Annotated in this window: 26 protein-coding genes; 19 read left to right on the top strand and 7 right to left on the bottom strand. The window is 70.9% G+C overall.

Annotation, left to right across the window (positions count from 1 at the left end; genetic code table 11):
* The first annotated feature begins 204 nt into the window (after positions 1-204).
* Positions 205-1,035 carry a sulfurtransferase gene (locus tag AC07FA_RS19920; RefSeq protein ID WP_479077064.1) on the top strand — a complete coding sequence of 277 codons (831 nt, stop codon included), beginning with the start codon at positions 205-207 and terminating at the stop codon, positions 1,033-1,035.
* A 90-nt stretch (positions 1,036-1,125) separates the two neighbouring features.
* Here AC07FA_RS19920 and sepH read toward each other — a convergent pair whose 3' ends face one another.
* Complete coding sequence (gene sepH, locus AC07FA_RS19915) at positions 1,126-2,190, bottom strand: septation protein SepH (RefSeq protein ID WP_479077063.1); 1,065 nt, start codon at positions 2,188-2,190, stop codon at positions 1,126-1,128.
* 496 nt (positions 2,191-2,686) lie between these two features.
* On the opposite strand from sepH, the gene AC07FA_RS19910 reads away from it, so the two are divergent.
* Positions 2,687-3,724 (top strand): hypothetical protein, encoded by a 1,038-nt coding sequence (locus AC07FA_RS19910; protein ID WP_479077061.1) that lies wholly within the window; start codon positions 2,687-2,689, stop codon positions 3,722-3,724.
* A gap of 33 nt (positions 3,725-3,757) precedes the next feature.
* Here the strand turns inward: AC07FA_RS19910 and AC07FA_RS19905 are convergent, their stop codons facing one another.
* A complete protein-coding gene (locus tag AC07FA_RS19905) occupies positions 3,758-5,080 on the bottom strand; it encodes a D-arabinono-1,4-lactone oxidase (protein WP_479077060.1) in 1,323 nt (440 codons plus the stop codon).
* Positions 5,037-6,284 (bottom strand): MFS transporter, encoded by a 1,248-nt coding sequence (locus AC07FA_RS19900; RefSeq protein ID WP_479077058.1) that lies wholly within the window; start codon positions 6,282-6,284, stop codon positions 5,037-5,039. Before AC07FA_RS19900 ends, AC07FA_RS19905 begins: the two co-directional genes overlap by 44 nt.
* Before the next feature lie 127 nt (positions 6,285-6,411).
* Between AC07FA_RS19900 and AC07FA_RS19895 the strand changes: the two genes are divergently transcribed.
* Positions 6,412-7,539, top strand: coding sequence for a ferrochelatase (locus AC07FA_RS19895; RefSeq protein WP_479077057.1), 1,128 nt, complete (start codon positions 6,412-6,414; stop codon positions 7,537-7,539).
* 40 nt (positions 7,540-7,579) lie between these two features.
* Positions 7,580-8,380, top strand: a complete 801-nt coding sequence (locus tag AC07FA_RS19890) for an inositol monophosphatase family protein (protein WP_479077055.1) — start codon at positions 7,580-7,582, stop codon at positions 8,378-8,380.
* Positions 8,381-8,481: 101 nt separating this feature from the next.
* Here AC07FA_RS19890 and AC07FA_RS19885 read toward each other — a convergent pair whose 3' ends face one another.
* The gene (locus tag AC07FA_RS19885) at positions 8,482-8,655 is read right to left on the bottom strand and encodes a hypothetical protein (protein ID WP_382737454.1); all 174 of its coding nucleotides are present in this window, start codon (positions 8,653-8,655) and stop codon (positions 8,482-8,484) included.
* Positions 8,656-9,065: 410 nt separating this feature from the next.
* On the opposite strand from AC07FA_RS19885, the gene AC07FA_RS19880 reads away from it, so the two are divergent.
* The 4 genes from AC07FA_RS19880 to AC07FA_RS19865 all read left to right on the top strand — a co-directional run bounded on the left by AC07FA_RS19880 (position 9,066) and on the right by AC07FA_RS19865 (position 12,628).
* Positions 9,066-9,719 carry a response regulator transcription factor gene (locus AC07FA_RS19880; RefSeq protein WP_073721987.1) on the top strand — a complete coding sequence of 218 codons (654 nt, stop codon included), beginning with the start codon at positions 9,066-9,068 and terminating at the stop codon, positions 9,717-9,719.
* Positions 9,720-9,726: 7 nt separating this feature from the next.
* A complete protein-coding gene (locus tag AC07FA_RS19875; protein ID WP_479077053.1) occupies positions 9,727-10,959 on the top strand; it encodes a sensor histidine kinase in 1,233 nt (410 codons plus the stop codon).
* Between the two features lie 406 nt (positions 10,960-11,365).
* Positions 11,366-11,662: a DUF4193 domain-containing protein gene (locus AC07FA_RS19870; RefSeq protein WP_003965732.1), complete on the top strand. Its 297-nt coding sequence runs from the start codon at positions 11,366-11,368 to the stop codon at positions 11,660-11,662.
* A 12-nt stretch (positions 11,663-11,674) separates the two neighbouring features.
* Entirely contained in the window at positions 11,675-12,628 is a 954-nt protein-coding gene (locus AC07FA_RS19865) for a hypothetical protein (RefSeq protein WP_479077052.1), read from the top strand.
* 7 nt (positions 12,629-12,635) lie between these two features.
* Here AC07FA_RS19865 and AC07FA_RS19860 read toward each other — a convergent pair whose 3' ends face one another.
* Positions 12,636-13,094: a DUF3093 domain-containing protein gene (locus AC07FA_RS19860; protein WP_479077051.1), complete on the bottom strand. Its 459-nt coding sequence runs from the start codon at positions 13,092-13,094 to the stop codon at positions 12,636-12,638.
* Positions 13,095-13,151: 57 nt separating this feature from the next.
* Between AC07FA_RS19860 and AC07FA_RS19855 the strand changes: the two genes are divergently transcribed.
* From AC07FA_RS19855 to AC07FA_RS19820, 8 genes are all read left to right on the top strand, one after another.
* Entirely contained in the window at positions 13,152-13,736 is a 585-nt protein-coding gene (locus tag AC07FA_RS19855; RefSeq protein WP_479077049.1) for a PaaI family thioesterase, read from the top strand.
* Positions 13,736-14,263 (top strand): dUTP diphosphatase, encoded by a 528-nt coding sequence (gene dut, locus AC07FA_RS19850; RefSeq protein ID WP_479077048.1) that lies wholly within the window; start codon positions 13,736-13,738, stop codon positions 14,261-14,263. The genes AC07FA_RS19855 and dut overlap by 1 nt, the downstream gene beginning before the upstream one ends.
* A gap of 1 nt (position 14,264) precedes the next feature.
* Complete coding sequence (locus AC07FA_RS19845; RefSeq protein ID WP_479077046.1) at positions 14,265-15,035, top strand: DUF3710 domain-containing protein; 771 nt, start codon at positions 14,265-14,267, stop codon at positions 15,033-15,035.
* Positions 15,036-15,211: 176 nt separating this feature from the next.
* A complete protein-coding gene (locus AC07FA_RS19840; protein WP_479077045.1) occupies positions 15,212-15,955 on the top strand; it encodes an ABC transporter ATP-binding protein in 744 nt (247 codons plus the stop codon).
* Between the two features lie 134 nt (positions 15,956-16,089).
* Positions 16,090-18,633, top strand: coding sequence for a DUF4118 domain-containing protein (locus AC07FA_RS19835; RefSeq protein ID WP_479077043.1), 2,544 nt, complete (start codon positions 16,090-16,092; stop codon positions 18,631-18,633).
* A 49-nt stretch (positions 18,634-18,682) separates the two neighbouring features.
* Entirely contained in the window at positions 18,683-19,375 is a 693-nt protein-coding gene (locus AC07FA_RS19830; RefSeq protein ID WP_479077042.1) for a response regulator, read from the top strand.
* Between the two features lie 109 nt (positions 19,376-19,484).
* Positions 19,485-19,901 (top strand): OB-fold nucleic acid binding domain-containing protein, encoded by a 417-nt coding sequence (locus AC07FA_RS19825; RefSeq protein WP_479077041.1) that lies wholly within the window; start codon positions 19,485-19,487, stop codon positions 19,899-19,901.
* Positions 19,902-19,904: 3 nt separating this feature from the next.
* Positions 19,905-20,666: a DUF3159 domain-containing protein gene (locus AC07FA_RS19820; protein WP_479077040.1), complete on the top strand. Its 762-nt coding sequence runs from the start codon at positions 19,905-19,907 to the stop codon at positions 20,664-20,666.
* 87 nt (positions 20,667-20,753) lie between these two features.
* Here the strand turns inward: AC07FA_RS19820 and AC07FA_RS19815 are convergent, their stop codons facing one another.
* Together AC07FA_RS19815 and AC07FA_RS19810 are read right to left on the bottom strand one after the other, a co-directional pair.
* A complete protein-coding gene (locus tag AC07FA_RS19815) occupies positions 20,754-21,431 on the bottom strand; it encodes a potassium channel family protein (protein ID WP_479077038.1) in 678 nt (225 codons plus the stop codon).
* Positions 21,431-22,099 carry a potassium channel family protein gene (locus AC07FA_RS19810; RefSeq protein ID WP_479077036.1) on the bottom strand — a complete coding sequence of 223 codons (669 nt, stop codon included), beginning with the start codon at positions 22,097-22,099 and terminating at the stop codon, positions 21,431-21,433. The genes AC07FA_RS19815 and AC07FA_RS19810 overlap by 1 nt, the downstream gene beginning before the upstream one ends.
* Positions 22,100-22,325: 226 nt before the next feature.
* Here AC07FA_RS19810 and AC07FA_RS19805 point away from each other — a divergent pair, with 226 nt between their 5' ends.
* The 3 genes from AC07FA_RS19805 (at position 22,326) to AC07FA_RS19795 (ending at position 26,292) form a co-directional block, all read left to right on the top strand.
* Positions 22,326-22,985 (top strand): GntR family transcriptional regulator, encoded by a 660-nt coding sequence (locus AC07FA_RS19805; protein ID WP_479077034.1) that lies wholly within the window; start codon positions 22,326-22,328, stop codon positions 22,983-22,985.
* A gap of 92 nt (positions 22,986-23,077) precedes the next feature.
* The gene (locus AC07FA_RS19800) at positions 23,078-24,118 is read left to right on the top strand and encodes a 1-aminocyclopropane-1-carboxylate deaminase (RefSeq protein WP_479077033.1); all 1,041 of its coding nucleotides are present in this window, start codon (positions 23,078-23,080) and stop codon (positions 24,116-24,118) included.
* A gap of 125 nt (positions 24,119-24,243) precedes the next feature.
* On the top strand, positions 24,244-26,292 hold the full coding sequence (locus AC07FA_RS19795) for an APC family permease (RefSeq protein ID WP_479077032.1): 2,049 nt from the start codon (positions 24,244-24,246) through the stop codon (positions 26,290-26,292).
* Positions 26,293-26,336 lie beyond the last annotated feature (44 nt).

Here is a 26,336-nt window from a genome sequence, read left to right as displayed (position 1 = left end):
CGTACGAAAGGACAGGGCCGGCACACCGGCCCGGGATGGTGGAGGTGATGTACGCCCGTGCAGATGCTTGCACCACCTGACGCGTGACGCGCCCCGGCCGCGCCGCCTTTCGACGGCTTCTCGACACGGAGGAACCGATTTGGGAGGGAATGTCCGCATCGGCATCGTTACAGGCCGGGTAGCTCCTGCGCGAGGATGGCACTCATGAAGCCCATCATCACCGCATCCGAATGTGCGAGCGAGCTGGCGGGGCCACGGCCGCCGGTGCTCCTGGACATCCGCTGGCAATTGGGTGGTCCGCACGGCCGCCCCGACTACGAGGCCGGGCACCTGCCCGGCGCGGTCTTCGTGGACCTCGACGCCGAGCTCGCGGGCCCGGCGGGCAAGGGCGGCCGGCACCCCCTGCCCGACCCGGAGGAGTTCGGGGCGGTGATGCGCCGCGCCGGGGTTTCCCGCGACACTCCCGTCGTCGTGTACGACGGCGGCCAGGGCTGGGCGGCCGCCCGCGCCTGGTGGCTGCTGCGCTGGACCGGGCACTCCGGCGTCAGGGTGCTGGACGGCGGTCTCCCGGCCTGGACCGGAGAGCTCTCGACCGGGACACCGAAGCCGGCCGAGGGCGATTTCCGTCCCGAGCCGGGTGCCCTGCCGCTGCTGGACGCGGACGCGGCGGCCGCCCTCGCCCGTTCGGGGCTGCTGCTCGACGCGCGGGCGGCGGAGCGCTATCGGGGTGACGTGGAGCCGATCGACCGGGTCGGCGGTCATATCCCGGGCGCCGTCTCGGCGCCGACCACGGAGAACGTCGGCGAGGACGGACGATTCCTCGCGGCCGAACTGCTGGCCTCCCGGTTCTCCGGGCTGGGAGCCGACGGCGACGCCGGTGAGGTCGGCGTGTACTGCGGCTCGGGCGTCTCCGGCGCCCACGAGGTCCTGGCACTGGAGATCGCCGGATACCGGGCCGCTCTGTACGCGGGTTCCTGGTCCGAGTGGTCCTCCGACGCGTCCCGGCCGGTCGCGACGGGCCCGGACCCGCGGTAAGCCTCCGGGCGGGGCCGGTTCCGGCACCAGGACAGAGCAAGGGCCCGTACGCGGTGGCGTACGGGCCCTCGTCATGCGGCGGTCACCGGCTCAGTCCTGCTTCTTCCGGCGCGTACCGAACACGATCTCGTCCCAGCTGGGTACCGCTGCCCGCCGGCCCGGACGGACACCGTCCGCCTCGGCCTGCCGGTCCGTCGTCCCGGTGAGCCGGTCGCGATGCCCGGCCACCGCCCGCGGCATCAGGACGTCCGCGTACGCCGAGCCCGCCCCCGCGGAGGCAGCCGCCGCGGGCGGCTCGTCCGCTTCGGGCTCCTGGATCGCGGGCTCGATGGCGGGCGGCTCGGGCGGCGCGGGCCGTTCTGGTACGACCATGTCGCCACGGAAGCTCGGCACCGCCTCCAGCAGGCTCGTCAGCGAGTCGCGCTCGCCGGCCGACACCCCGCCGATGTGTTCCTCGGGCTCGGGAGGCGGAGGCGGAGTGGGCCGCTCCATCTGACGGTCCAGGGCACGGTCCAGCGGCCGGTCGCGCGGCAGCCGTGCGATCCGGGGTACGAAGGGGAAGCTGGGCTCCGGCGCGGCGACGTCGTCGGTCTCGCCGATCAGCGAGCGCGCCTCGTCGTCCACGGCCTGGACGAGCCGCCGAGGCGGGTCGTACGTCCAGCTCGCCGAGTGGGTCTCGGCCGCGACGCGGTAGACCAGGAGGACTTCCCAGGTGCCGTCGTCACGGCGCCAGGAGTCCCACTGGACCGTTTCCTTGTCCGCGCCCCGCATCAGGAGGCGCTCCTGCACCGCCTCGCCGAGCTGGGGGCCGGTGTTCTCGCCGGGACGGCGCACGGGAGTCTTCCGGGCCCGCTCGGCCATGAAGGCACGCTCCGCGAGCACGGGGCCCTCGAAGCGGCGCACACGGTCGACGGGGATTCCGGCGAACTGAGCGACCTCCTCCGCGGAGGCACCGGCGCGTATCCGTGCCTGGATGTCGCGGGGGCGGAGGTGACTCTCCACCTCGATCTCGATCTGGCCGAGCCGGGCGCGGTCGTTGCGCACGGCGGCGCGCAGCCGCTCATCGATCGGAAGCGTGTACTCCGTGCTGTCCGCAGCCTTGAGCACCAGTCGTGTGCCGTCGTTTGAGACGGCCACGACACGCAGTTCGGGCATGGGAACCTCCCGGGTGGTGCCTGCCGACGTCACGTGCGTCGCTGCTTCCGCTAGTCGAGTGTGGCCTGCCCGGGTGCAGCCTGCCACAACCTTGCCAAGTTGCCCGGCGTGTCGGGCCTTGGCCCTTGCACGCCGCGATGGCACGGTTACCTATGTGCGACGCACAGTGACCAGGTGGTCACTCCGTGTCGCGGGCGCCGTGCGATGCCGCGGCGCCGCCGGTTCGAGTGCCGTCTTCGGCCCCCTCCCGTAAAGCTCGGATACCCATGCGGGAGTCCGGCCCCAGGGCTCGCCACAGTACTCCATTCGGGCCACGCGGGTGGACCGGCGCGCCGCCGAAGTTCTCGCGGGGCGCGGGAGTTGACCTCCGCGCAGCCCGGTCATATGTGCGCAATGCGTGTCCTGCTTCACAGAATCACCTGAAGCGGAACTATTCACTTCGCCCAAAGGTCCCTTCCTGTTGCATGGTGGGAGAGATGTCAAGCAGGGGCAGGTAATGGTTGATAGGCCGGAAAGCGACACAGAAACCAAGGAAAGGCGTATCGATCTGAGTCTGCCGCAGGTTGCGGGCAGTGCCGTGGCGGCGGTCGCCGCGGCCGTCATGGCCTCGCAACTGGGCGTGTACGGAACGATTCTCGGCGCGGGAGTGATGAGCGTCGTCGCCACCTGCGGAGGCTCCGTCTTCCAGCACTTCTTCCGCCGCACGGGCGAGCAGATCCGCGAGGTCACGGTCCAGGTGAAGCACCCGGCGGGCCGCCAGGTGACCGTACGGACGAGGGAGACGGCCCCGGCTGAGCGCGGGCGGCGGACGCGGCAGCAGCCGGTGGACGACGCGACGACCGTGCTGCGGACCGTGCGGCCCGACCTCGACCGCACCCGGATGCTCGACCTGGACCGCACCCAGCTCCTGAAGCCCGCCCCGGACCGTACGCGGCCGATGAAGCCCGATCCCGAACGCACCCAGGTGCTCAGGCGGGCGGACGCGCCCGAGGCGCTCGCGGCGGGCGGCCCGGACGACGCGTTCTCCGGCGCCACCACGCACGGCACGCGCATCCGCGGCTGGAGGAAGTCGGTGCTCGCGGCCGTCGCGGTCTTCGCGCTGGCGATGATCGGGATCACCGCGTTCGAGCTGGTCTCGGGCAACGACCTGAGCGGCGGCCGGGGAACGACCTTCGGCTCCGTCGTACGGGGCGGTGGCGACGGCTCGGGACCGGCCGGGCCCACGCCCTCCAGCGGCACGGACCAGGAGCGGGGCACGGACCAGGACCAGCGCTCCGGCAGCGGCACCGCGCCGGGCACGGACCCGGGCGACGGCGCGAGCACCGCCCCGGACACCGGCCGGGAGGGCGACGGCAGCACGACCGCGCCGACTCCCACACCGTCAGGGTCCGGCGAGGGCGGGACCGCCCCGACACCCACGCCCACCCCGACGGCGCCGGACGACGGTGCCACGTCCACCCCGGACCCGACCGGCACGGCCGAGGCCCCGGTGGGCCCGGACGCGGCGACGCCCGGCACCGGAACCGACGGCTGACGACGGACGGCGCCGGTCCCCGGTGCGCTCCCGTCAGTCGCCGAGTACGCGGCGCAGGTAGTCGTTGGCGAACAGCCGGTCCGGGTCGAGCCGGTCGCGTACGGCGGTGAACTCGCCGAACCGCGGATAGACGTCGGCGAGATACGCGGCGTCCCGGGTGTGGATCTTGCCCCAGTGCGGCCGGCCGCCGTGGGCGGTCATGATCCGTTCCACCGCGGTGAAGTACGCCTGGTACGGCGTGCCCCGGTACAGGTGCACGGCGATGTACGCGCTCTCCCGGCCCGAGGCCGTGGAGAGCGCGATGTCGTCGGCGGGCGCGGTCCTGACCTCCACCGGGAAGCTGATCCGCAGGGGCGAGCGGTCGATCATCGCCTTGACCTCGCGGAGGGCCTCGACAGCGCGCTCCCGCGGCAGCGCGTACTCCATCTCCATGAAGCGGACCCGGCGCGGGCTGGTGAAGACCTTGTACGGGATGTCGGTGTACGTACGGGCCGACAGGGCCCGGCTGGAGAGCTGGGCGATCGACGGGATGGCCGCGGGGACCGCCCGGCCGAGCGAGCAGGCGACCTGGAAGACGCCGTTCGACAGCAGCTCGTCGTCCACCCAGGCGCCGACCCTGCCGGGCGGGGCGGCCGGGCCCGCGCTGCGGTTGTTGCGCTTGGTGTTGCAGTTGCCCGTGTGCGGGAACCAGTAGAACTCGAAGTGCTCGTTCTCGGTGAAGAGCCGGTCGAAGTCGGCGGTGACCCTGTCGAAGGTCATCGGCTCCTCACGGGCCGTCAGCAGGAAGACCGGCTCCACGGCGAAGGTGATCGCGGTGATCACGCCGAGTGCGCCGAGTCCCAGGCGGGCCACGGCGAAGACATCCGGATTCTCCGCCTCCGAGCAGCGCAGCACCGTGCCGTCCGCCGTGACCAGTTCGAGGGCACGGATCTGCGCGGATATGGACGCGGAGTCGCGGCCGGTGCCGTGCGTACCGGTCGAGGTGGCCCCGGCGACCGTCTGCTCCATGATGTCGCCCATGTTGGTGAGCGAGAGCCCCTCCCGGGCGAGCGCCGGATTGAGCCGCTTCAGCGGGGTGCCGGCCTCGACCGTCACCGTCATCGCCGTACGGTTGATCTCCCGGATGCCGGTGAGCAGATCGGGGCGGATCAGAACGCCGTCGGTGGCCGCGGCCGCCGTGAACGAATGGCCCGTGCCGACCGGCTTCACCCTCAGACCGTCCTCGGACGCCCTGCGGAGCACCTCGGAGAGCTCGTCCACCGAGGCGGGTGACACCGCCCGTACCGGCCGGGCCGTGACGTTCCCCGCCCAGTTACGCCACGCGCTCGTCGTCGTCCGTGCGTAGGTGTCGTTCATCTTCCCCGCGCCCTCCCGTAGGAACCGGCTTGGCCAGCCGGCGATACCCCAGGAACCCCACCGCGGCCGCGAGCGCTCCCGCCACGACGGGCACCACGTACCCCGCCTCCGCTCCGGACGCGTCGACCACCCAGCCCGCGGCCGAGGAGCCGAGCGCCACTCCGACCGCGAGCCCGGTACCGGTCCAGCTCATGCCCTCGGTCAGTTCGGCGCGCGGTACGTGCTGCTCGACGAGGGCCATGGTGGTCACCATCGTCGGTGCGACGGAGAGGCCCGCGACAAAGAGCGCCACGGCCAGAAACGTCAGGTTCCCGGCCAGTTGGAGGGGGATCATACTCACGGCCATCACACAGACCCCCACCAGCCACCTGGTGGACGGCTTGCCCTTGAGGTGCATCAGCCCGAACACCGCCCCGGCGAGGCAGGACCCCAGGGCGTAGACCGCGAGCACGAGACTGGCCGCCGCCTTGTGGCCCTGCTCCTCGGCGAAGGCCACGGTGACCACGTCCACCGCCCCGAAGATCGTTCCGGTCGCCACGAAGGTGACCACCAGGACCTGGAGTCCGGGGGAGCGGAGCGCGGAGCGGCCGGAGTGCTGCGACCGGGGGTGCGGGACGGGTTCGGTGGCACGCTGCGCGGTCAGCCAGAAGACACCGACCGCCAGGAACACACCGGCCAGCAGCGGGCCCGCTTCCGGGAACCAGGCGGTGGAGAGCCCGATCGAGATGATCGGCCCGAAGATGAAGCACACCTCGTCGACGATCGACTCCCACGCGTAGGCGGTGTGCAGTTCACGGGCCGAGCCGCGGTAGATCTCCGCCCACCGGGCCCGGATCATCGAACCCACACTGGGAACGCAGCCGACGCCCGCGGCGAAGACGAACAGGGTCCAGTCGGGCCACCGTTGCTGGGCGCAGACGAGCAGTCCGGCGACCGCCGCCACGGAGACGAGCGTGGCCGGACGCAGCACCCGGCGCTGTCCGTACCGGTCGACCAGCCGGGAGATCTGCGGCCCGAAGACCGCCGCCGCCATGGCCAGCGTGGCCGAGAGCGCGCCGGCCAGCCCGTACCGGCCGGTGATCTGGGAGATCATGGTCACGACGCCGATCCCCATCATGGACAACGGCATCCGGCCGAAGAATCCGGCCGCCGAGAACCCCTTGGAGCCGGGGGCGGCGAAGATGGCGCGGTAGGGGCTGGGCAAGGGGCACTCCGGTCGAGCCTGTCACGCGTGAAGATGGCCGATACAGCTTACGGTCGGAACCGGGTGTCCGATACCTGGATGGATGTCGGTTGCCGTGCTGTCGGACCCGGGTGGCAGGATCGGGTGCATGTCCGATCTGCGCGATCCCGCTCTCTACGACGCCCTGCTGCTGCTCTCCTTCGGAGGCCCCGAAGGCCCGGACGACGTCGTCCCGTTCCTGGCGAACGTGACCCGTGGCCGGGGCATCCCCGAGGAGCGGCTGAAGGAAGTCGGCAAGCACTACTTCCTGTTCGGCGGCGTCAGCCCCATCAACGAGCAGAACAGGGCCCTGCTGGACGCCCTGCGCAAGGACTTCGCGGAGCACGGCGTGGACCTCCCGGTCTACTGGGGCAACCGCAACTGGGCGCCGTACCTCACCGACACCCTGCGCGAGATGGCCACGGCCGGACACCGCCGTATCGCCGTGCTCGCCACCAGCGCCTACGCCTCGTACTCCGGATGCCGCCAGTATCGCGAGAACCTCGCCGAGTCGCTCGCGGCCCTGGAGGCCGAAGGGCTTGTCGTGCCGCGCGTCGACAAGCTGCGGCACTACTTCAACCACCCCGGTTTCGTGGAGCCCATGACGGACGGCGTGCTGGCAGCGCTGGCCGACCTGCCGGAGGACCTCAGGGCGGGCGCGCACCTCGCGTTCACGACGCACTCCATCCCCACAGCCGCCGCGGACACCTCGGGCCCCGAGGAGACGCACGGCGACGGCGGAGCCTACGTCGCCCAGCACCTGGACGTGGCCCGGGTGATCGTCGACGCGGTGCGCGAGCGGACCGGCGTCGGGCACCCGTGGAAGCTCGTCTACCAGTCGCGCAGCGGAGCCCCGCACATCCCGTGGCTGGAGCCCGACATCTGCGACCACCTGGAGGCCGTCCACGGCTCGGGCGCGCCCGCGGTCGTGATGGTGCCCATCGGCTTCGTCTCGGACCACATGGAAGTCCTGTACGACCTCGACACCGAGGCCACCGCGAAGGCCGACGAGCTCGGTCTGCCCGTCCGCAGGTCCCCGACCGTCGGCGCCGACCCGCGGTTCGCCGCGGCCGTCCGGGAGCTGATCATGGAACGCACCGCGACCGAGCGGGGCCGCGCCGTGGAGCGGTGCGCCCTGGGCGCGCTGGGCGCCGGTCACGACCTGTGCCCGGCCGGCTGCTGCCCGGCGCGGGCCCCCAAGCCCGCGGCGGCGGGCGCCGACAGCCCGTACGCCTGAGACACCTCCCGCTTCTCACCGCAATCCACCTGGGAGCACTGTGACCGACCCCTTCCTGACCGAACTCCTCGACCTCGCCCTGGAAGCGGCGCGCCGGGCCGGCGCCCTGCTGCGCGACGGGCGGCCGGCGGACCTGGGGGTGGCCGCGACCAAGTCCAGCCCCATCGACGTCGTCACCGAGATGGACATCGCCGCCGAGAAGCTGATCACCGGCTTCCTCTCCGAGCGCCGCCCCGGAGACGGCTTCCTCGGCGAGGAGGGCGCCAGCTCCGAGGGCAGCACCGGCATCCGCTGGGTCATCGACCCGCTCGACGGCACGGTGAACTACCTCTACGGCCTGCCCACCTGGGCGGTGTCCATCGCGGCGGAGCGCGACGGCGAGCGGATCGTCGGCGTGGTCGAGGCCCCGATGCGCCGGGAGACGTACCACGCGGTGCTCGGCGGCGGCGCGTACGCGAACGGCGCCGCCCTGCGCGGCCGACCCGCGCCCCCGCTCGACCAGGCGCTCGTGTCCACGGGCTTCAACTACGTCACCGACGTCCGGACCCACCAGGCGGAGGTGGCCGCGCGGCTCATCCCGCGGCTGCGTGACATCCGGCGCAGTGGCTCGGCCGCCGTCGACCTGTGCGATGTCGCGGCCGGCCGTCTCGACGGCTACTACGAGCGCGGACTGCACCCGTGGGACCTCGCGGCCGGCGATCTCATCGCCCGGGAGGCGGGAGCACTCACCGGCGGGCGTCCCGGACGGCCCGCCGACGGCGGACTGACGGTGGCCGCCACCCCCGGGGTCTTCGAGCCGCTCCAGGCACTTCTGGAGGAGTTCGGCGCCTGGCACGACTGACGGAGGGCCCACCGGGGGCCCTGACGGGCTGCTGGGGGCGTACCGGCAAAGAAGAGGGCCCCGGCTGCCGGTCATGGCAGCCGGGGCCCTCTCGTAGCGGCTCAGACGCTTGTGGTGCTGACTTCGACGCCGTGTTCGGCCGCGAGGCGGCGCAGGTCGTCCAGCTCTCCCTGCTCGACATCCGCGAGGAAGTCGTCACCTGTCTCGCGAGCCCTGGTGAGGTCGGACTCGGTGCTCCTGATGCGTTGCAGCAGACCTGCGGTGAAAGCGTCCATGGAGCGCCCCTTCATCGTGGGCCGGTGGCACGGGGGTGTGCCCGGGATTCCTCCGGCCGGGCCGGAGGGCGGGTGATCACGCCTTCCCCCCAGGGGGACAGAACGGGCTGTGGCATGCCACGTGCAGGGTGTGATCTCGGGTGTGAAGTCGTCCTCCCCGGACCGGCTCCGGCGGAAACCTCAACTGGCCGGTAAATCCGCCGCATTCCCCGGAGCCCGCGGCGGCAGTGCGTCGTCTTACCGCCGGTTTATGCGCGTTGCGGGCAGGATGGACGCGCACAGCCGGTCCGCCGGCCGTGCGGCGGAGCGGCCCGGACCAGGGCCGTTCGCCCTTTCGATGTGCCGAAGTACCTGTGCACCGAGGTACGTGTGTACCGAAGTATCCGAAGTTTCTAAGGAAGGACAGCGCTGTGCGCGTACTCGTCGTCGAGGACGAGCAGCTGCTCGCCGATGCGGTGGCCACCGGACTGCGCCGGGAGGCCATGGCCGTCGACGTCGTCTACGACGGTGCCGCGGCCCTGGAGCGTGTCGGGGTCAATGACTACGACGTGGTGGTGCTGGACCGGGACCTCCCGCTGGTCCACGGTGACGACGTCTGCCGCAGGATCGTCGAGCTCGGCATGCCCACCCGGGTGCTCATGCTCACCGCGTCCGGTGACGTCAGCGACCGGGTGGAGGGTCTGGAGCTCGGCGCGGACGACTACCTCCCCAAGCCCTTCGCCTTCAGCGAGCTGACCGCGCGGGTACGGGCCCTGGGGCGCCGTACGACGGTCGCGCTGCCGCCCGTCCTGGAGCGGGCGGGGATCAAGCTGGACCCCAACCGCCGCGAGGTCTTCCGGGACGAGCAGGAGATCCAGCTCGCGCCGAAGGAGTTCGCCGTGCTGGAGGTCCTCATGCGCAGCGAGGGCGCGGTCGTCTCGGCCGAGCAGCTGCTGGAGAAGGCGTGGGACGAGAACACCGACCCGTTCACCAACGTGGTGCGCGTGACGGTGATGACCCTGCGCCGCAAGCTCGGCGAACCGCCCGTCATCGTCACGGTGCCCGGTTCCGGATACCGGATCTGAGGACGCCGTGCCCGCCGCCCCGGCGCCCGTGACAGCGCCTCCGAAGCCGACCTGGGAGCCCAAACAGCAGGAGCCCCCGTATCCCTGGCTGCGCCCGACCATCCGCATACGGCTCACGCTGCTCTACGGCGGCATGTTCCTGATCGCGGGCATTCTGCTGCTCTCGATCATCTACATGCTGGCCGCGCAGGCCCTGCACGTGGGCAGCGAGCTGCCGTTCCAGATCGTGAACGGACAGGTCACCAGCGAGGTGTGCGACCTTCCCAAGAAGGCCACGCCCGACGCCTTCAACGCGGCCATGAACGCCTGCGTCAACCACCAGCGCAAGCAGGCCCTCGACACGCTGCTGAACCGCTCCCTGCTGGCCCTCGTGGGCCTCAGCATCATCGCCTTCGCCTTCGGGTACGCCATGGCGGGCCGGGTGCTGTCGCCGCTGGGCCGCATCACCCGCACCGCCCGCAGGGTGGCCGGAACCGATCTGTCGCGACGGATCGAGCTGGACGGTCCGGACGACGAGCTCAAGGAGCTCGCCGACACCTTCGACGACATGCTGGACCGCCTGGAGCGCGCCTTCACGGCCCAGCAGCGGTTCGTCGGGAACGCCTCGCACGAGCTGCGCACGCCGCTCGCCATCAACCGCACGCTGCTGGAGGTCCACCTCTCGGACCCGGAGGCCCCGCCGGAGCTCCAACAGCTCGGCAAGACGCTGCTGGCCACCAACGAGCGCAGTGAGCAGCTGGTCGAAGGGCTTCTGCTGCTCGCCCGCAGCGACAACCAGATCGTCGAGCGCAAGCCCGTGGACCTGGCCGAGGTCGCGGACCGCGCCATCGACCAGGCCCACGCGGAGGCCGTGGCGAAGGGCGTGCTGATCCGCGGCGAGCGGGCCCCCGCCGTCGTCCAGGGCAACGGCGTCCTGCTGGAGCGGATCGCGCTGAACCTCGTACAGAACGCCGTCCGCTACAACGTGGCCGAAAACGGATGGGTGGAGGTGACCACCGAGCTCCAGCCGGGACAGGCGCTGCTGGTCGTCTCCAACACGGGGCCGGTCGTGCCCGCGTACGAGATCGACAACCTCTTCGAGCCCTTCAGGCGGCTGCGTACGGAGCGGACGGGCAGCGACAAGGGGGTCGGACTCGGCCTGTCGATCGCGCGGTCCGTCGCGCGGGCCCACGGAGGCCGTATCATCGCGGAGCCTCGCGAGGGCGGTGGTCTTGTGATGCGCGTCACCCTGCCGCTCTGAGAGGGTTCGTGGTGCGAGGCCGTAATGGATTCGCACTGTTCGCTTTAGGCGGAATTTTCGGGACCCGCTCCCGGTGAGTCCGTGTGTGATCGATCACAAGTGCTACATCGCGACCCTCTACTCTCCGTGATCGCACCTCCGTCGGAAAACCGGGAATCGTCCGGGTTTTCGGGGGTCGGTATCACGGGAAGTACACGGGGTGGCGCCTGTTAACCGCAGTATCAGGACCGTGTACGGTCCCCATCGCCACCCAAGCCGACCTCTCCCGAGGGGCCCGGTTGGGTGTCGATTGAGTAACAGACCTTGATGTGAGGCAAAATCTCCGCCTCAGGTCGGGCACAAGTCCGGCCTCTCACGCGTTACGTGCGCTGGAGACACCGCAGACACCCATGAGGGGGAGAGCGACATGGCAACGGATTACGACACCCCACGCAAGACCGACGACGACGTGGACCAGGACAGCCTCGAAGAGCTCAAGGCTCGTCGGAGCGACAAGACGGCATCCGCCGTCGACGTCGACGAATTCGACGCGGCCGAAGGGCTGGAGCTGCCCGGCGCAGACCTGTCCAACGAGGAACTGGCCGTACGGGTCCTGCCCAAGCAGGCCGACGAGTTCACCTGCATGAGCTGCTTCCTCGTGCACCACAGGAGCCAGCTGGCCCGCGAGAAGAACGGCCAGCCGATCTGCCGCGACTGCGACTAGGTCGGGTCGGCCGTGGCAGGCGACACACCGTTCCGGAAGCGGCGCTTGTGGCACAGGAAAGCCGCGGAGGCGCATCAGGGCGGCACAGGCCCGGCAGCAGGCGAAAGCCCGTCTGCCGAGCGTTCAGCCGCCCTGCCGCCCTCCGTGGGCGCACCTGACGACGAGCGGGGCCGGCCGGCCTCGCTCGAAGCCGTCCGGGCGGAAGGCACGCCAGGCATTACGGAAAAGGCCGGAGAGGCCGGCAGGACGGAGCCCGTGACCGGGGCAGGCCGTCTGAACACACTGAAACGGGGCGTACGCAAGGGCGGGGAGAGCGCCAGAGCCGTGGTCGGCCAGTTGGCCGACCGGATCATCGACACGGCTCCCCGCGTCCCCGTGCGTGATCTCGACACCTTGCGCAAGCAGTTCCCGGGGCTCGGCCCCGAAGAGCTCGCCGACAAGCTCATCGCGGGCGCGAGCAAGGCCACCGCGGCCGTGGGCGCGGGAATCGGGGCGGCGGCCATGATGCCCGTACCGCCCGCGATGCTCGCCGAACTGGCCGCGGAGATCTCCGGCGTCGCCGCGATCGAGCTGAAGCTCGTCGCCGAGCTCCACGAGGTCTACGGCCGGCGGCCCCCCGGCAACATCAGCCAGCGCAGCGCCGCGTATCTGACGTCCTGGACGGAGGAGCGCGGTATCGACGTCTCCCGGCCCACCACGCTGAACGCGGCGCTCGGTGGCCAGATGAAACGCGAGCTGCGCCAGCAGATCATGAAGCGCATGGTGCGCGATCTGCCGAATCTGATCCCGTTCATGGTCGGCGCCGCGGTCGGCGCGATGATGAACCGGCGCGACACCAAGAAGCTCGCCGACCGGGTCAGGAACGACCTGCGCGAAAGCCAGGTGCCCTGGGACCGGCTCCCCGACCTGCCCGCGCTGGAACAGCCCGCGAACCCGAAGCAGCTGCCCGGGGAGCCGAAGGGCTAGCGCGGACTCAGGCCGCGCGTACCGCCGTCAGCGCCGCCACCAGGGCCTGCGGCTCGCGGGTCGACAGGAAGACGTACGGAGTCGGGTCGGCCGGGTCGGTGACCTCGACCCGCACCGCCGTCGGGATGTAGCTGCGCAGCAGCATGAACGCGCGCACGTCCGCCTTGTACGAGCGCCAGGCGCGCGCCTCCTCCGCGTCCAGCACCTCGGCCTCGCCGAGCGCCGACAGCGGAATCCGCGCGTCGCCCGCGACGAGGGCGCCCGCCACCACGCGGATGCGCGCGGAGCCGTACGAACTCACGATCACCGCCGAGGCGGCCGTGCCGCCGACCAGACCGCCGAGCAGGGGCAGGGTGCCGAGCGGCAGGAGCATCAGGGCACAGGCGATGCCGACCCCGAAGGCGATGACCCACCACGAACGGGGAGCGGTGAGACGTTCGTCGAAGGGCGTTGCGGAAGGCTGCATGAAACCAAGCTTGGCACGGCGCGACCCGCGGTCGGCCGCGCGGGTAAGGTCTGCGCCGTGAGTGGAACATCTAAGGCCCTGACGCCTCCGGCCGACGCGGTGGCGCCGGTCCGGCACCCTGAAGCCCCGGCGCCGGGAGAACTTCTCGGCGCGCACTACGAACACTGTTTCGGCTGCGGCGGGGGACAGCCGCACGGGCTGCACCTCCAGGCCCGCGCCGAAGAGGGCGTGCGCGTCACCGCCGAGTTCACCGTGAAGGCCGCCCACCAGGGCGCCCCGGGTCTCGCGCACGGCGGCGTACTGGCCACGGCGCTCGACGAGACGCTCGGCTCGCTGAACTGGCTCCTGCGGGTGATCGCGGTGACCGGGCGGCTGGAGACCGACTTCGTCCGGCCGGTACCGGTGGACACCGTCCTCTTCCTGGACGCCGAGATCACCGCGGTCCACGGTCGCAAGATCTACTCGAGGGCGACCGGCCGGATCGGTGGTCCCGAGGGTCCCGTCGCGGTCCGCGCAGACGCCCTCTTCATCGAGGTCAAGGTCGACCACTTCATCGAGAACGGCCGGCCGGCGGAGATCCAGGCGGCCATGGCCGACCCGGACCAGCTCAAGCGCGCCCGCGCCTTCGAGGTGAACCCCTGATGCGCCCCCCTCTCGACGTACTGATCCGCCTGATCGACCCCGAGGTGCCGATCCCCTCGTACGGTCACCCGGGCGACGCCGGGGCCGACCTGGTGACCACCGAGGCCGCGGAACTCGCGCCCGGGGAACGGGTCGTGCTGCCCACCGGGGTGTCGATCGCGCTGCCCGACGGGTACGCCGCGTTCGTGCACCCGCGTTCCGGCCTCGCAGCCCGCTGCGGAGTGGCCCTCGTGAATGCCCCAGGGACGGTTGATGCCGGGTACCGTGGGGAGATCAAGGTGATCGTGGTCAACCTCGACCCGCGCGAGACCGTGCGGTTCGAACGTTTCGACCGGATTGCCCAGCTGGTCGTCCAGCAGGTCGAGAAGGTGCGCTTCCACGAGGTGGCGGAACTTCCCGGTTCGGCGCGGGCCGAAGGTGGCTTCGGGTCCACCGGCGGTCATGCCGCGGTGGACGGCGTCAGGGGCGGGATCACCCAGGGTGGGAACAGCTACGCTTCGGTCGTATCCGACCGGGAAGGACAGTGACGTGTTCGGACGTCGCAAGAAGAGTGGTTCCGCCGAGGACGCGGCGGACGAAGCGCGCGAGGCCGAGCAGGTCGCCGACGAGCTCGACACCGACGGCGCCGCGAGCGGTTCGCGCCGGATGAACCTTCCGCCGGCCCCTCGGCCGGACGGGCCGTGGGATGTCGACGAGGTGACCCAGCCCGGCGAGGGCCGGGTCGACCTGGGCGGCATCTTCGTGCCCGGAGTCGAGGGCATGGAGCTGCGGGTCGAGGTCGCGGGGGACGCGATCGTCGCCGCCACCGTGGTCCTGCGGGACAGCGCGGTGCAGCTCCAGGCGTTCGCGGCCCCCAAGAAGCAGGGCATCTGGGGCGAGGTCCGCGAGGAGATCGCCTCGGGCATCACCCAGCAGGGCGGCATCATCGACGAGGTCGAGGGTCCGCTGGGCTGGGAGCTGCGTGCCCAGGTCCCCGTACAGCTCCCGGACGGGACGAACGGCGTACAGCTCGTTCGTTTCGTCGGAGTCGACGGGCCGCGCTGGTTCCTGCGCGGAGTCATCTCCGGCCAGGGTGCCGTGCAGCCGGAGGCCGCCGGACTGCTGGAGACGATCTTCCGGGACACCGTGGTCGTCCGCGGCGAGGGCCCGATGGCGCCCCGCGACCCCATCGTCCTGAAGCTTCCCAACGACGCCCAGATGGTGCCGGAGGGTGTGCAGCAGGAGGAGCAGGAGGGCTCGAAGTTCTCCGGTGGAATGGGTCAGCTCCAGCGCGGGCCCGAGATCACCGAGGTGCGCTGAGTCGCTCCCCGCAGCATCGGCCGGTGGGCCGTACCCGCATGTCCAGGGGTACGGCCCACCGGCCTCTCCACGCCCGCTCGGTACGTCGGGCCGGTCTCCCGCACCTGGCCATTGCCCGGCCGTGTGCCTCATGCACATACTGGCCGCGGCGGGGAAGCGTACGTACGGGGAGAGACATGACCGAGAGCATCAGCGCACAGGGCGGCACGGCGGTGGCCGAGGGGCCGGGGCTCGGACCCATGGTGCGGATCGAGGACCTGCGCCGCTCGTACGGAACCGGCGCCTCGGCCGTCCACGCGCTGCGCGGCGTCTCCTTCGAGATCCCGCGCGGTGAGCTCGTCGCGCTCAAGGGGCGGTCCGGGTCCGGCAAGACGACGCTGCTCAACCTGGTCGGTGGTCTGGACTCGCCGGACAGCGGCCGGATCATCGTCGACGGCACGGACCTCTCCGAGCTCGGCGAGAACGGGCTGCTGGAACTGCGCCGCGACCGGATCGGCTTCATCTTCCAGTCCTTCGGTCTGCTCCCGATCCTGACCGCCGCCGAGAACGTCGGCGTACCGATGCGGCTCCGCAGGGCCGACCCGCGTGAGCGCGAGGAACGCGTGGCCCTGATGCTGTCGCTGGTCGGGCTCGGCGACCACGCCCAGCAGCGGCCCGGCGAGCTCTCCGGCGGACAGCAGCAGCGGGTCGCCATCGCCCGCGCGCTCGCCAACCGGCCCGCCCTGCTGATCGCCGACGAGCCCACCGGACAGCTCGACGCGGAGACCGGCCTCGCCGTGATGGAGCTGCTGCGCGCGGTGGTGCGCAGCGAGGGCGTCACCGCCCTCGTCGCCACCCACGACGCCCAGCTGCTCGGCCTCGCGGACCGGGTCCTGGAGCTCAGCGACGGGCACATCGTGGAGCACACGAAGGCGGTCTGAGGCCCCCGGGGCATCAGAATCCCGTCAATACGTCCTCCGGAGTCACCCCCGGCCCCATATGCCCGAAATCCTCGGAGTAGGTTCAGAATCGGCTGCCGCATCGGCCGCAGTCGATTCTGAAAGACAATGGGGCCATGGGACGCGGCAAGCTTCGGATCTACCTGGGTGCGGCACCGGGCGTCGGCAAGACGTACGCGATGCTCTCCGAGGCGCATCGCCGGGTGGAGCGGGGCACCGACTGCGTCGTCGCCTTCGTGGAGCACCACGACCGGCCGCGCACCGAGGTGATGCTGCACGGCCTGGAACAGGTCGGGCGCCGCGACATCGAGTACCGCTCGGCCGTGTTCACCGAGATGGACGTCGACGCCGTCCGCGACCGGGCCCCTGCCGTCGCCCTCGTGGACGAGCTGGCGCACACCAACGTGCCCGGCTCCCGCAACGCCAAGCGCTGGCAGGACGTCGAGGAACTCCTCGCGGCCGGCATCGACGTCATCTCCACCGTCAACATCCAGCACCTTGAGTCGCTCGGTGACGTCGTCGAGTCGATCACCGGGGTACGGCAGCGCGAGACCGTCCCCGACGAGGTCGTACGCCGCGCGGACCAGATCGAACTGGTCGACATGTCGCCCCAGGCCCTGCGCCGCCGCATGGCCCACGGCAACATCTACAAGCCCGACAAGCTCGACGCGGCCCTGTCCAACTACTTCCGCCCCGGCAACCTCACCGCACTGCGCGAGCTGGCCCTGCTCTGGGTCGCGGACCGGGTCGACGAATACCTCCAGCAGTACCGCGGCGAGCACAACATCCGCACCACCTGGCAGGCCCGCGAACGCATCGTCGTCGGACTGACCGGCGGCCCCGAGGGCCGCACCCTCATCCGCCGCGCCTCCCGGATGGCGGCCAAGGGCTCGGGCAGCGAGATCCTCGCCGTGTACATCGCCCGGAGCGACGGGCTCACCGCCGCCTCGCCCAAGGAACTCGCCGTACAGCGCACCCTCGTCGAGGACCTGGGCGGCACCTTCCACCACGTCATCGGCGACGACATACCCTCGGCGCTCCTCGAATTCGCCCGCGGGGTCAACGCCACGCAGATCGTCCTCGGCTCCAGCCGCCGCAAGGCCTGGCAGTACGTGTACGGCCCGGGCGTCGGCGCCACCGTCGCCCGCGACTCCGGAACCGACCTCGACGTCCACATCGTCACGCACGAAGAGGTCGCCAAGGGCCGTGGACTGCCCCTCGCGCGCGGCAACCGGCTCGGCCGGGCCCGCATCCTCTGGGGCTGGGCCGTCGGCGTCGGGGGACCGGCGGTGCTCTCGCTGTTCCTCAGAAGCCTGGAGGACGGCCCGGGACTCGCCAACGACGTCCTGCTCTTCCTCTTCCTGACCGTGGGAGCCGCCCTGCTCGGCGGACTGCGCCCGGCCCTCGCCTCGGCCGCCGCAGGCTCCCTGCTGCTCAACTACTTCTTCACCCCGCCCACCCACACGCTGACCGTCCAGGACCCGGAGAACTTCGTCGCCATCGTGATCTTCTTCGCGGTGGCGGTCGCGGTCGCCTCCGTGGTGGATCTGGCGGCCCGCCGAACCCACCAGGCCGCGAGACTGCGTGCCGAGTCCGAGATCCTCTCCTTCCTGGCCGGCAGCGTCCTGCGCGGAGAGACCGCCCTGGACGCGCTCCTGGAGCGGGTCCGCGAGACCTTCGCGATGGAGTCCGTCGCCCTCCTGGAGCGCCAGAGCGACGTCGATCCGTGGACCTGCGCCGGGTCCGTCGGCCCCGCCCCGGTCGTCCGCCCCGAGGACGCCGACGTGGACATGCCCGTCGGCGACCACATGGCGCTGGCGCTCTCCGGCCGGGTGCTGCCCGCCGAGGACCGGCGGGTGCTCGGCGCCTTCGCCGCCCAGGCCGCCGTCGTGCTGGACCGGCAGCGCCTGGTGGGGGAGGCCGAGGAGGCGAGGCGGCTCGCCGAGGGGAACCGGATCAGGACCGCCCTCCTCGCCGCCGTCAGCCACGATCTGCGGACCCCGCTGGCCGCCATCAAGGCCGCCGTCAGTTCCCTGCGCTCCGACGACGTCTCCTGGTCCGAGGAGGACGAGGCGGAACTCCTCGAAGGCATCGAGGACGGCGCCGACCGGCTCGATCACCTCGTCGGCAACCTCCTGGACATGTCCCGCCTCCAGACCGGCACCGTCACCCCGCTGATCCGCGAGATCGATCTCGACGAGGTGGTTCCGATGGCACTCGGAGGCGTACCGGAGGGCAGCGTCGACCTCGACATCCCCGAGACGCTTCCGATGGTCGCCGTGGACCCGGGGCTGCTGGAGCGGTCCGTCGCCAACATCGTCGAGAACGCCGTGAAGTACAGCCCCGGGGGCGCGCGCGTCGTCGTCGCCGCCAGCTCGCTGGGCGAACGCGTCGAGCTGCGTGTCGCCGACCGCGGTCCCGGCGTCCCGGACGAGGGCAAGGAACGGATCTTCGAGCCCTTCCAGCGCTACGGCGACGCCCCGCGCGGCGCCGGGGTCGGCCTCGGCCTGGCGGTCGCCCGCGGCTTCGTGGAGGCCATGGGCGGGACGCTCGACGCGGAGGACACCCCCGGCGGCGGGATGACCATGGTCCTCACCCTCAAGGCGGCGGGGGGATACGTGCCGGTCAGCCCCGGCCTGCCCGCCCAGGTCACCTCGTGACGCTCCCGTACTCCGTACATTTTCCGTGCAGCAGAAAGGCAGGTCCACGATGACCAGGGTGCTTGTGGTCGACGACGAGCCGCAGATCGTACGGGCCCTCGTGATCAACCTGAAGGCGCGCACGTACGAGGTGGACGCGGCTCCCGACGGAGCGACCGCCCTCCAGCTGGCCGCCGCCCGGCACCCCGATGTCGTCGTCCTCGACCTCGGGCTGCCCGACATGGACGGCGTCGAGGTGATCCGAGGACTGCGCGGCTGGACCCGGGTGCCCATCCTGGTGCTCTCCGCCCGCCACACCTCGGACGAGAAGGTCGAGGCCCTGGACGCCGGTGCCGACGACTACGTCACCAAGCCCTTCGGCATGGACGAACTGCTGGCCCGGCTGCGCGCTGCGGTACGCCGGGCCGAGCCCGTCGGCGCGGACGGCGCCGACGGCGTCGTGATCGTCGAGACCGAGGGGTTCACCGTCGACCTGGCGGCCAAGAAGGTCAACCGCGGGGGCCGCGACGTACGCCTCACTCCCACCGAGTGGCATCTGCTGGAGGTGCTCGTGCGCAACGGCGGCCGGCTCGTCAGCCAGAAGCAGCTGCTCCAGGAGGTCTGGGGCCCCTCGTACGGCACCGAGACGAACTACCTCCGGGTCTACATGGCCCAGCTGCGCCGCAAGCTGGAGGCCGATCCCTCGCACCCCCGGCACTTCGTCACCGAGCCGGGCATGGGCTACCGCTTCGAACGCGGCTGACCGCCGGAAACGGGCACGGGGAGGTTATACCGGGACGACTGGATGTCACCCGTCCGAGTGGCGCCCCCGGGCACCCGCCGACACCCCCGGACACCGGTACCCTTCGGGTATGAGTGCTGTTCCCCGATTCGAGAAGGCCGGCAAGGCGGATAAGCCGTCCGGCCGCTTCCGCCGGATGCTCGACCGGCTGTCCACCTCGCAGCAGGACCTGGAGTCCGAGGAGCTGCGGGAGGACGCGCAGGCGTCGGGGTGCACGCGCATCGCTGAGTGCTCCGACCGCCAGATCGTGAAGGTGACTGGTACGTTGCGGACCGTCACCCTGCGTCCGCGGGCCGGAGTGCCCGCCCTGGAGGCGGAGCTCTTCGACGGCACAGCGCCGCTCGACGTGGTCTGGCTGGGCCGGCGCTCCATCGTCGGCATCGAGCCGGGCCGTAAGCTCATCGCCTCGGGCCGTATCTCGATGAGCCACGGACGCCGAGTGCTGTTCAACCCCAAATACGAACTCCGACCGCTCGGCAAGGAGTAGCCGGTGACGTCTCTCGACAAGCCGACGTCCGATACGGACCAGTCCCACCCCACCGCCCGGGAGGAGGCCGCCGCGAAGGCGGTCACCGAGGCCGCCCTCTCCGAGGCGTTCGGCGGTGTCCGCGGCATGGTGGAGACAGTCCTTCCCGGGCTGCTCTTCGTCACGATCTTCACCATCAACAAGGACCTGCACACCTCGGCGATCGCGGCCCTGGTCGTGTCGCTGGTCCTGGTCGGTGTCCGGCTGATCCGCAGGGACACCGTCAAGCACGCCTTCAGCGGCGTCTTCGGCGTGGCCTTCGGTGTGGTCTTCGCGATGATGACGGGCAACGCCAAGGACTTCTATCTGCCGGGCATGATCTACACGCTCGGACTGGCCCTCGCGTACATCGTCACGACGATCGCCGGTGTGCCGCTGATCGGCCTGATCCTGGGCCCGGTCTTCAAGGAGAACCTCTCCTGGCGCACCAGGAACCCCGGCCGCAAGGCCGCGTACGCCAAGGCCAGCTGGGCCTGGGGGCTGATCCTGCTCGCCAAGTGCGCGATCCTCTTCCCGCTCTACTGGTGGGCCGACACCACGCAGCTCGGCTGGGTGCTCGTCGCGCTGAAGATCCCGCCGTTCCTGCTCGCCGTCTACCTGACGTGGGTCTTCCTCGCGAAGGCGCCGCCGCCGATCGACGTCTTCGCCGAGATGGAGGCGCAGGAGCAGGCCGAGAAGGACCGCAAGGCACAGGCCGCGACGCGGGCCGGTGACCCCGAGGTCTGACGCCGCCGGAACAGGCGTACGCGCGAACGAGAGGGGCCCCGGACCGTTGCACACGGTCCGGGGCCCCTCACGTACGCGTTCCCGGGATCAGTCCTCGGTGAGCTCGCGGCGCACCGACAGCAGATCCTCCAGCTGTTCCTCGCGCGCCTGGGCCGCCACGAAGAGCAGCTCGTCACCGGCCTCAAGAGACTCCTCGGTGCTCGGCGTCAGCACGCGCGTACCGCGGATGATCGTGACCAGTGAGGTGTCCTCCGGCCAGGCCACATCGCCGACCCGGGTGCCGGCGAGCGCCGACTCCGGGGGCAGCGTCAGCTCGACGAGGTTGGCGTCACCGTGGCTGAAGCGCAGCAGCCGGACCAGGTCGCCGACGCTCACCGCCTCCTCGACCAGGGCCGACATCAGCCGCGGTGTGGAGACCGCGACGTCGACGCCCCAGGACTCGTTGAACAGCCACTCGTTCTTCGGGTTGTTCACCCGCGCGACGACCCGCGGCACGCCGTACTCGGTCTTCGCGAGCAGCGAGACGACCAGGTTGACCTTGTCGTCGCCGGTCGCGGCGATGACGACGTTGCACCGCTGGAGGGCGGCCTCGTCCAGCGAGGTGATCTCGCAGGCGTCCGCGAGCAGCCACTCGGCCATCGGGACCCGCTCCACCGAGATGGCGGTCGGCGCCTTGTCGATCAGCAGCACCTCGTGCCCGTTCTCCAGCAGCTCGGCCGCGATGGAGCGGCCCACCGCGCCGGCCCCGGCAATCGACACGCGCATCAGTTACCGCCTTCATCCGGGCCCTCGGCGAAGGCCGCCTCGACCTTCGCGACCTCGTCCGTACGCATCATCACGTGGACCAGATCGCTCTCCTGCAGGACCGTCTGCGACGTCGGCAGGATCGCTTCACCCAAACGGGTGAGGAACGCCACGCGGACGCCGGTCTGCTCCTGGAGCGTGCTGATCTTGTGGCCGATCCACGAGGGCGTGGTGTGCACCTCGGCGAGCTGCACCCCGCCGCTCGGGTCGCGCCACAGCGGCTCGGCGCCGGACGGCAGCAGCCGCCGCAGCATCTGGTCCGCGGTCCAGCGGACGGTGGCCACCGTGGGGATGCCGAGACGCTGGTAGACCTCGGCACGCCGCGGGTCGTAGATCCGGGCGGCGACGTTCTCGATGGAGAACATCTCCCGGGCCACGCGGGCCGCGATGATGTTCGAGTTGTCGCCGCTGCTCACCGCGGCGAACGCGCCGGCTTCCTCGATCCCGGCCTCGCGGAGAGTGTCCTGGTCGAAACCGACCCCGGTGACCCTGCGCCCGCCGAACCCGGAACCCAGGCGACGGAACGCCGTGGGGTCGCGGTCGATCACGGCGACCGTGTGTCCCTGCTTCTCCAGGGTCTGCGCGAGAGCGGCTCCGACTCGCCCGCAGCCCATGATGACGATGTGCACCTTGCGCCTACCTCGCCGTCCTGGTCATCCCGCTGACCTGCGAAAACACCCTGGTCACACTTCTTTCTCAGCTTGCCGGGCAAACAACGGGGCAACGACGTCCGGCGTTGCCCGGGATTGAGCTTATGCCGCCCCGTTCCGGCCGCCTCATCCGAGTGTGCCCCGCGTTCTCACCCCCTGCCCGCACTCTTGAGTACCAGAACACAGACATCTAACATGTCAGTTCATGGAGACCCTCCGGCCCGTTCGACGGACCCTGCTGCGGGACACCGCGTACGAAGCGATTCGCGACGCCATCGTCCGCGGCGACATCCCACCCGGCGCGTCCGTCCGCGACGGCGAACTGGCAGAACGGCTCGGGCTCTCCCGGGCGCCCGTCCGCGACGCCCTGTCCCGGCTCGCCGGCGAAGGGCTGGTGGAGAGCAAGCCGCAGAGCTACACCCGCGTCACCCGGCTCGTCCCGCGTGACGTCAGGGACGCCGCCGCCGTCGTACGCGCGATGCAGGAACTGGCCGCCCGCAGCGCGGTCCCGCACCTCACGGCGACGGACGTCGCGGCGATGCGGGTGGCGAACGACCGGTTCCGGGCGGCCGCGGCCGACGGGGACATCGCGGCAGCGCTGCGCGCCGACGACGAACTGCACGGGGTGCTGGTCGCCGCCTGCGGCAACCGCGCGGTCGCCGCCACGGTCGAGCGCTACACCCCCCTGATCCGCCGCCTGGAGTGGCGGCAGTTCGGCACGGCGAGCGCGGCGCACGGCTCGGCCGCACTGCACGACCGGCTCATCGATGCCTGCGCCGGGGGGGACGCGGAGGCGGCCTCCCGCATCACGGCCGAGATCTGGCGCGCCCTGGAGGAACTCGCGGACGAGCCCCCGGCGCCCTGACCGTTCCCTTCCTCGTCTCTGTTCCGGTTCCTCATCTCTGCTCCGGCCCACCCCGTCCCTGCCGCAGCCCACCCCGCGATCCAAGGAGCCCCGTGACGACCCTTCCGGCCGACATCGCCTCGTACGAGCGCTATCCCCTCCTCTTCGGACCCTCGCCCGTGCACCGCCTGGACCGGCTCACCGAGCACCTGGGCGGCGCCGCACTCTGGGCCAAGCGCGAGGACTGCAACTCCGGCATCGCCTACGGCGGCAACAAGACCCGCAAGCTCGAATACCTCGTCGCCGACGCGCTGGCCAAGGGCTGCGACACCCTGGTGTCGATCGGTGGGGTCCAGTCCAACCACACCCGCCAGGTGGCGGCGGTGGCGGCCCGCGCCGGTCTGAAGTGCGTCCTCGTCCAGGAGAGCTGGGTGGAGTGGCCCGACGCCGTCTACGACAAGGTCGGCAACATCCTCATCAGCCGGCTGGCCGGAGCCGACATCCGTCTGGTGCGCGCCGGTTTCGGGATCGGCATCAAGGAGAGCTGGGAGCAGGCGCTGCGTGAGGTCGAGGAACGGGGCGGGCGTCCGTACGCCATTCCGGCCGGCGCCTCCGACCATCCGCTCGGCGGACTGGGCTTCGCCAACTGGGCGTACGAGGTCGCCGAGCAGGAGGCCGCGCTCGGCGTCTTCTTCGACACCGTCGTCGTCTGCTCGGTCACCGGCTCCACCCAGGCCGGCATGGTCGCGGGCTTCGCCGCCATCGAGGAGGCGGGCGGCCGGCCCCGGCGCGTGCTGGGCATCGACGCCTCCGCCGAGCCGGCCAGGACCCGTGAGCAGATCGCCCGCATCGCCCGCGCCACCGCCGCACTGATCGGGGTGCGGCGCGAGCTCACGGTGGCGGACATCGAGCTCGACGAGCGCTACCACGGGGGTACGTACGGCATCCCCGACGAGGCCACGCTCGACGCGATGCGGCTGGCCGCGCGGACCGAGGGAATGGTCACCGACCCGGTCTACGAGGGGAAGTCGATGGCGGGTATGGCCGACCTCGTGGCGCGCGGCGAGATCGCGCGTGACGCCACCGTTCTCTACGCCCATCTCGGCGGTCAGCCCGCGCTCAACGGATACAGCGCGCTCTTCGCGGAAGCGTGAGCGCAAGGAAGACGTTAAAGATTGAGCGAAGTTCTCTGCCCGAAGCCGGAAAATAGGAGAGATTGTCCGACTTTGATGGGGTGGTGGCTCATCGGCATCCGTACAGAACGCATACGATCCTCTGCGTGTCCAAACTGACCGACGTGCCCAAACGGATCCTGATCGGCCGGGCGCTGCGCAGCGACAATCTGGGAGAAACGCTCCTCCCGAAACGCATCGCTCTCCCCGTCTTCGCATCCGACCCGCTGTCCTCGGTGGCGTACGCCCCCGGAGAAGTCCTCCTGGTGCTGTCCATCGCGGGTGTGTCGGCCTACCACTTCAGCCCGTGGATCGCGGTCGCCGTCGTGGTGCTCATGTTCACGGTGGTCGCCTCCTACCGGCAGAACGTGCGTGCGTACCCGAGCGGTGGCGGCGACTACGAGGTCGCCACCACCAACCTCGGCCCCAAGGCCGGACTCACGGTCGCCAGTGCCCTGCTGGTCGACTACGTCCTGACCGTCGCCGTGTCGATCGCCTCCGGTGTGGAGAACCTCGGTTCGGCGGTCCCCTTCGTCGTGGAGCACAAGGTCCCCGTCGCTGTCGGCGCGATCGTGCTGCTGACGCTGATGAACCTGCGCGGCGTCAAGGAATCCGGCAAGCTCTTCGCCATTCCCACGTACCTCTTCGTGGTCGGCGTCTTCCTGATGATCCTCTGGGGCGCGTTCCGGGGACTCGTCCTGGGCGACACCATGCACGCCCCGACCTCGGACCTGGAGATCAAGCCCGAACACCAGGGGCTGGCCGGTTTCGCCCTGGTCTTCCTGCTTCTGCGGGCCTTCTCCTCCGGCTGTGCCGCGCTCACCGGCGTCGAGGCCATCAGCAACGGCGTGCCCGCCTTCCGCAAGCCGAAGAGCAAGAACGCCGCGACCACCCTCGCGATGATGGGCCTGCTGGCCGTCACCATGTTCTGCGGCATCATCGGGCTGGCCATGGCCACCGACGTGAAGATGGCCGAGAACCCCGCGAAGGACCTGATCCGCGACGGGGCGGCGGTCGGCGAGAGCTTCGTACAGGACCCCGTGATCTCCCAGGTCGCGGCCGCGGTCTTCGGCGACGGGACCTTCCTCTTCGTGGTCCTCGCCGCGGCCACCGCGCTCGTCCTCTTCCTGGCCGCCAACACCGCGTACAACGGTTTCCCGCTCCTCGGCTCGATCCTCGCCCAGGACCGCTACCTGCCGCGCCAGCTGCACACCCGCGGCGACCGGCTCGCCTTCTCCAACGGCATCGTGCTGCTGGCGGGCGCCGCGATCCTGCTCGTCTGGATCTACGGGGCGGACTCGACCCGGCTCATCCAGCTGTACATCGTCGGCGTCTTCGTCTCCTTCACGCTCAGCCAGACCGGCATGGTGCGGCACTGGAACCGCCATCTGCGGACCGAGAAGGACCCGGCCGCGCGCCGGCACATGATCCGCTCCCGTGCGATCAACACCTTCGGCGCGTTCTTCACCGGCCTCGTGCTGGTGGTCGTCCTCGCCACGAAGTTCACCCACGGCGCGTGGGTCGCCCTGCTCGGCATGGTGATCTTCTACGGGACGATGACCGCGATCCGCAAGCACTACGACCGCGTGGCCGAGGAGATCGCCGCCGACGAGACCCCGTCCGACGAGACCGTGCGTCCGTCCCGGGTCCACTCGATCGTCCTGGTCTCCAAGCTCCACCGGCCCACGCTGCGCGCCCTGGCGTACGCGAAGCTCATCCGCTCCGACCGGCTGGAGGCGCTCACCATCAGCGTCGACGCGGACGAGACGAAGGCGCTCAAGGACGAGTGGGAGCGGCGCGGCATCAACGTGCCGCTGAAGATCCTCGACTCGCCCTACCGCGAGGTGACCCGGCCGGTCATCGACTACGTGAAGGGCCTGCGCCGGGAGAGCCCGCGCGACGTGGTCAGCGTCTACATCCCCGAGTACGTCGTCGGGCACTGGTACGAACACCTGCTGCACAACCAGAGCGCCCTGCGGCTGAAGGGCCGGCTGCTGTTCACGCCGGGGGTCATGGTGACGTCCGTGCCGTACCAGCTGGAGTCGTCCGAGGCCGCGAAGAAGCGCGCCAGGAAGCGGGCGGACTGGAGCGCTCCGGGATCGGTGCGCCGGGGCCCCGTGGAACGGAAACACAAAGAGCCCACCCACAAGGGCTGACCGGCGGAGCCGGTTTGTGGTAAGCGGTCGGGCAGCACCCACGT

It is taken from the genome of Streptomyces sp. NPDC045968 (genome assembly GCF_056430475.1).
Note: the sequence above shows the minus strand (reverse complement) of the source record. Positions and strands in the feature narration are given on the sequence as shown.

Coding starts and splice junctions, on each gene's coding strand:
- AC07FA_RS19920 (WP_479077064.1), top strand. CDS start 205: ATGAAGCCCATCATCACCGCATCCGAATGTGCGAGCGAGCTGGCGGGG.
- sepH (WP_479077063.1), bottom strand. CDS start 2,190: ATGCCCGAACTGCGTGTCGTGGCCGTCTCAAACGACGGCACACGACTG.
- AC07FA_RS19910 (WP_479077061.1), top strand. CDS start 2,687: ATGGTTGATAGGCCGGAAAGCGACACAGAAACCAAGGAAAGGCGTATC.
- AC07FA_RS19905 (WP_479077060.1), bottom strand. CDS start 5,080: ATGAACGACACCTACGCACGGACGACGACGAGCGCGTGGCGTAACTGG.
- AC07FA_RS19895 (WP_479077057.1), top strand. CDS start 6,412: ATGTCCGATCTGCGCGATCCCGCTCTCTACGACGCCCTGCTGCTGCTC.
- AC07FA_RS19885 (WP_382737454.1), bottom strand. CDS start 8,655: ATGGACGCTTTCACCGCAGGTCTGCTGCAACGCATCAGGAGCACCGAG.
- AC07FA_RS19870 (WP_003965732.1), top strand. CDS start 11,366: ATGGCAACGGATTACGACACCCCACGCAAGACCGACGACGACGTGGAC.
- AC07FA_RS19860 (WP_479077051.1), bottom strand. CDS start 13,094: ATGCAGCCTTCCGCAACGCCCTTCGACGAACGTCTCACCGCTCCCCGT.
- dut (WP_479077048.1), top strand. CDS start 13,736: ATGCGCCCCCCTCTCGACGTACTGATCCGCCTGATCGACCCCGAGGTG.
- AC07FA_RS19840 (WP_479077045.1), top strand. CDS start 15,212: ATGACCGAGAGCATCAGCGCACAGGGCGGCACGGCGGTGGCCGAGGGG.
- AC07FA_RS19835 (WP_479077043.1), top strand. CDS start 16,090: ATGGGACGCGGCAAGCTTCGGATCTACCTGGGTGCGGCACCGGGCGTC.
- AC07FA_RS19830 (WP_479077042.1), top strand. CDS start 18,683: ATGACCAGGGTGCTTGTGGTCGACGACGAGCCGCAGATCGTACGGGCC.
- AC07FA_RS19825 (WP_479077041.1), top strand. CDS start 19,485: ATGAGTGCTGTTCCCCGATTCGAGAAGGCCGGCAAGGCGGATAAGCCG.
- AC07FA_RS19815 (WP_479077038.1), bottom strand. CDS start 21,431: ATGCGCGTGTCGATTGCCGGGGCCGGCGCGGTGGGCCGCTCCATCGCG.
- AC07FA_RS19805 (WP_479077034.1), top strand. CDS start 22,326: ATGGAGACCCTCCGGCCCGTTCGACGGACCCTGCTGCGGGACACCGCG.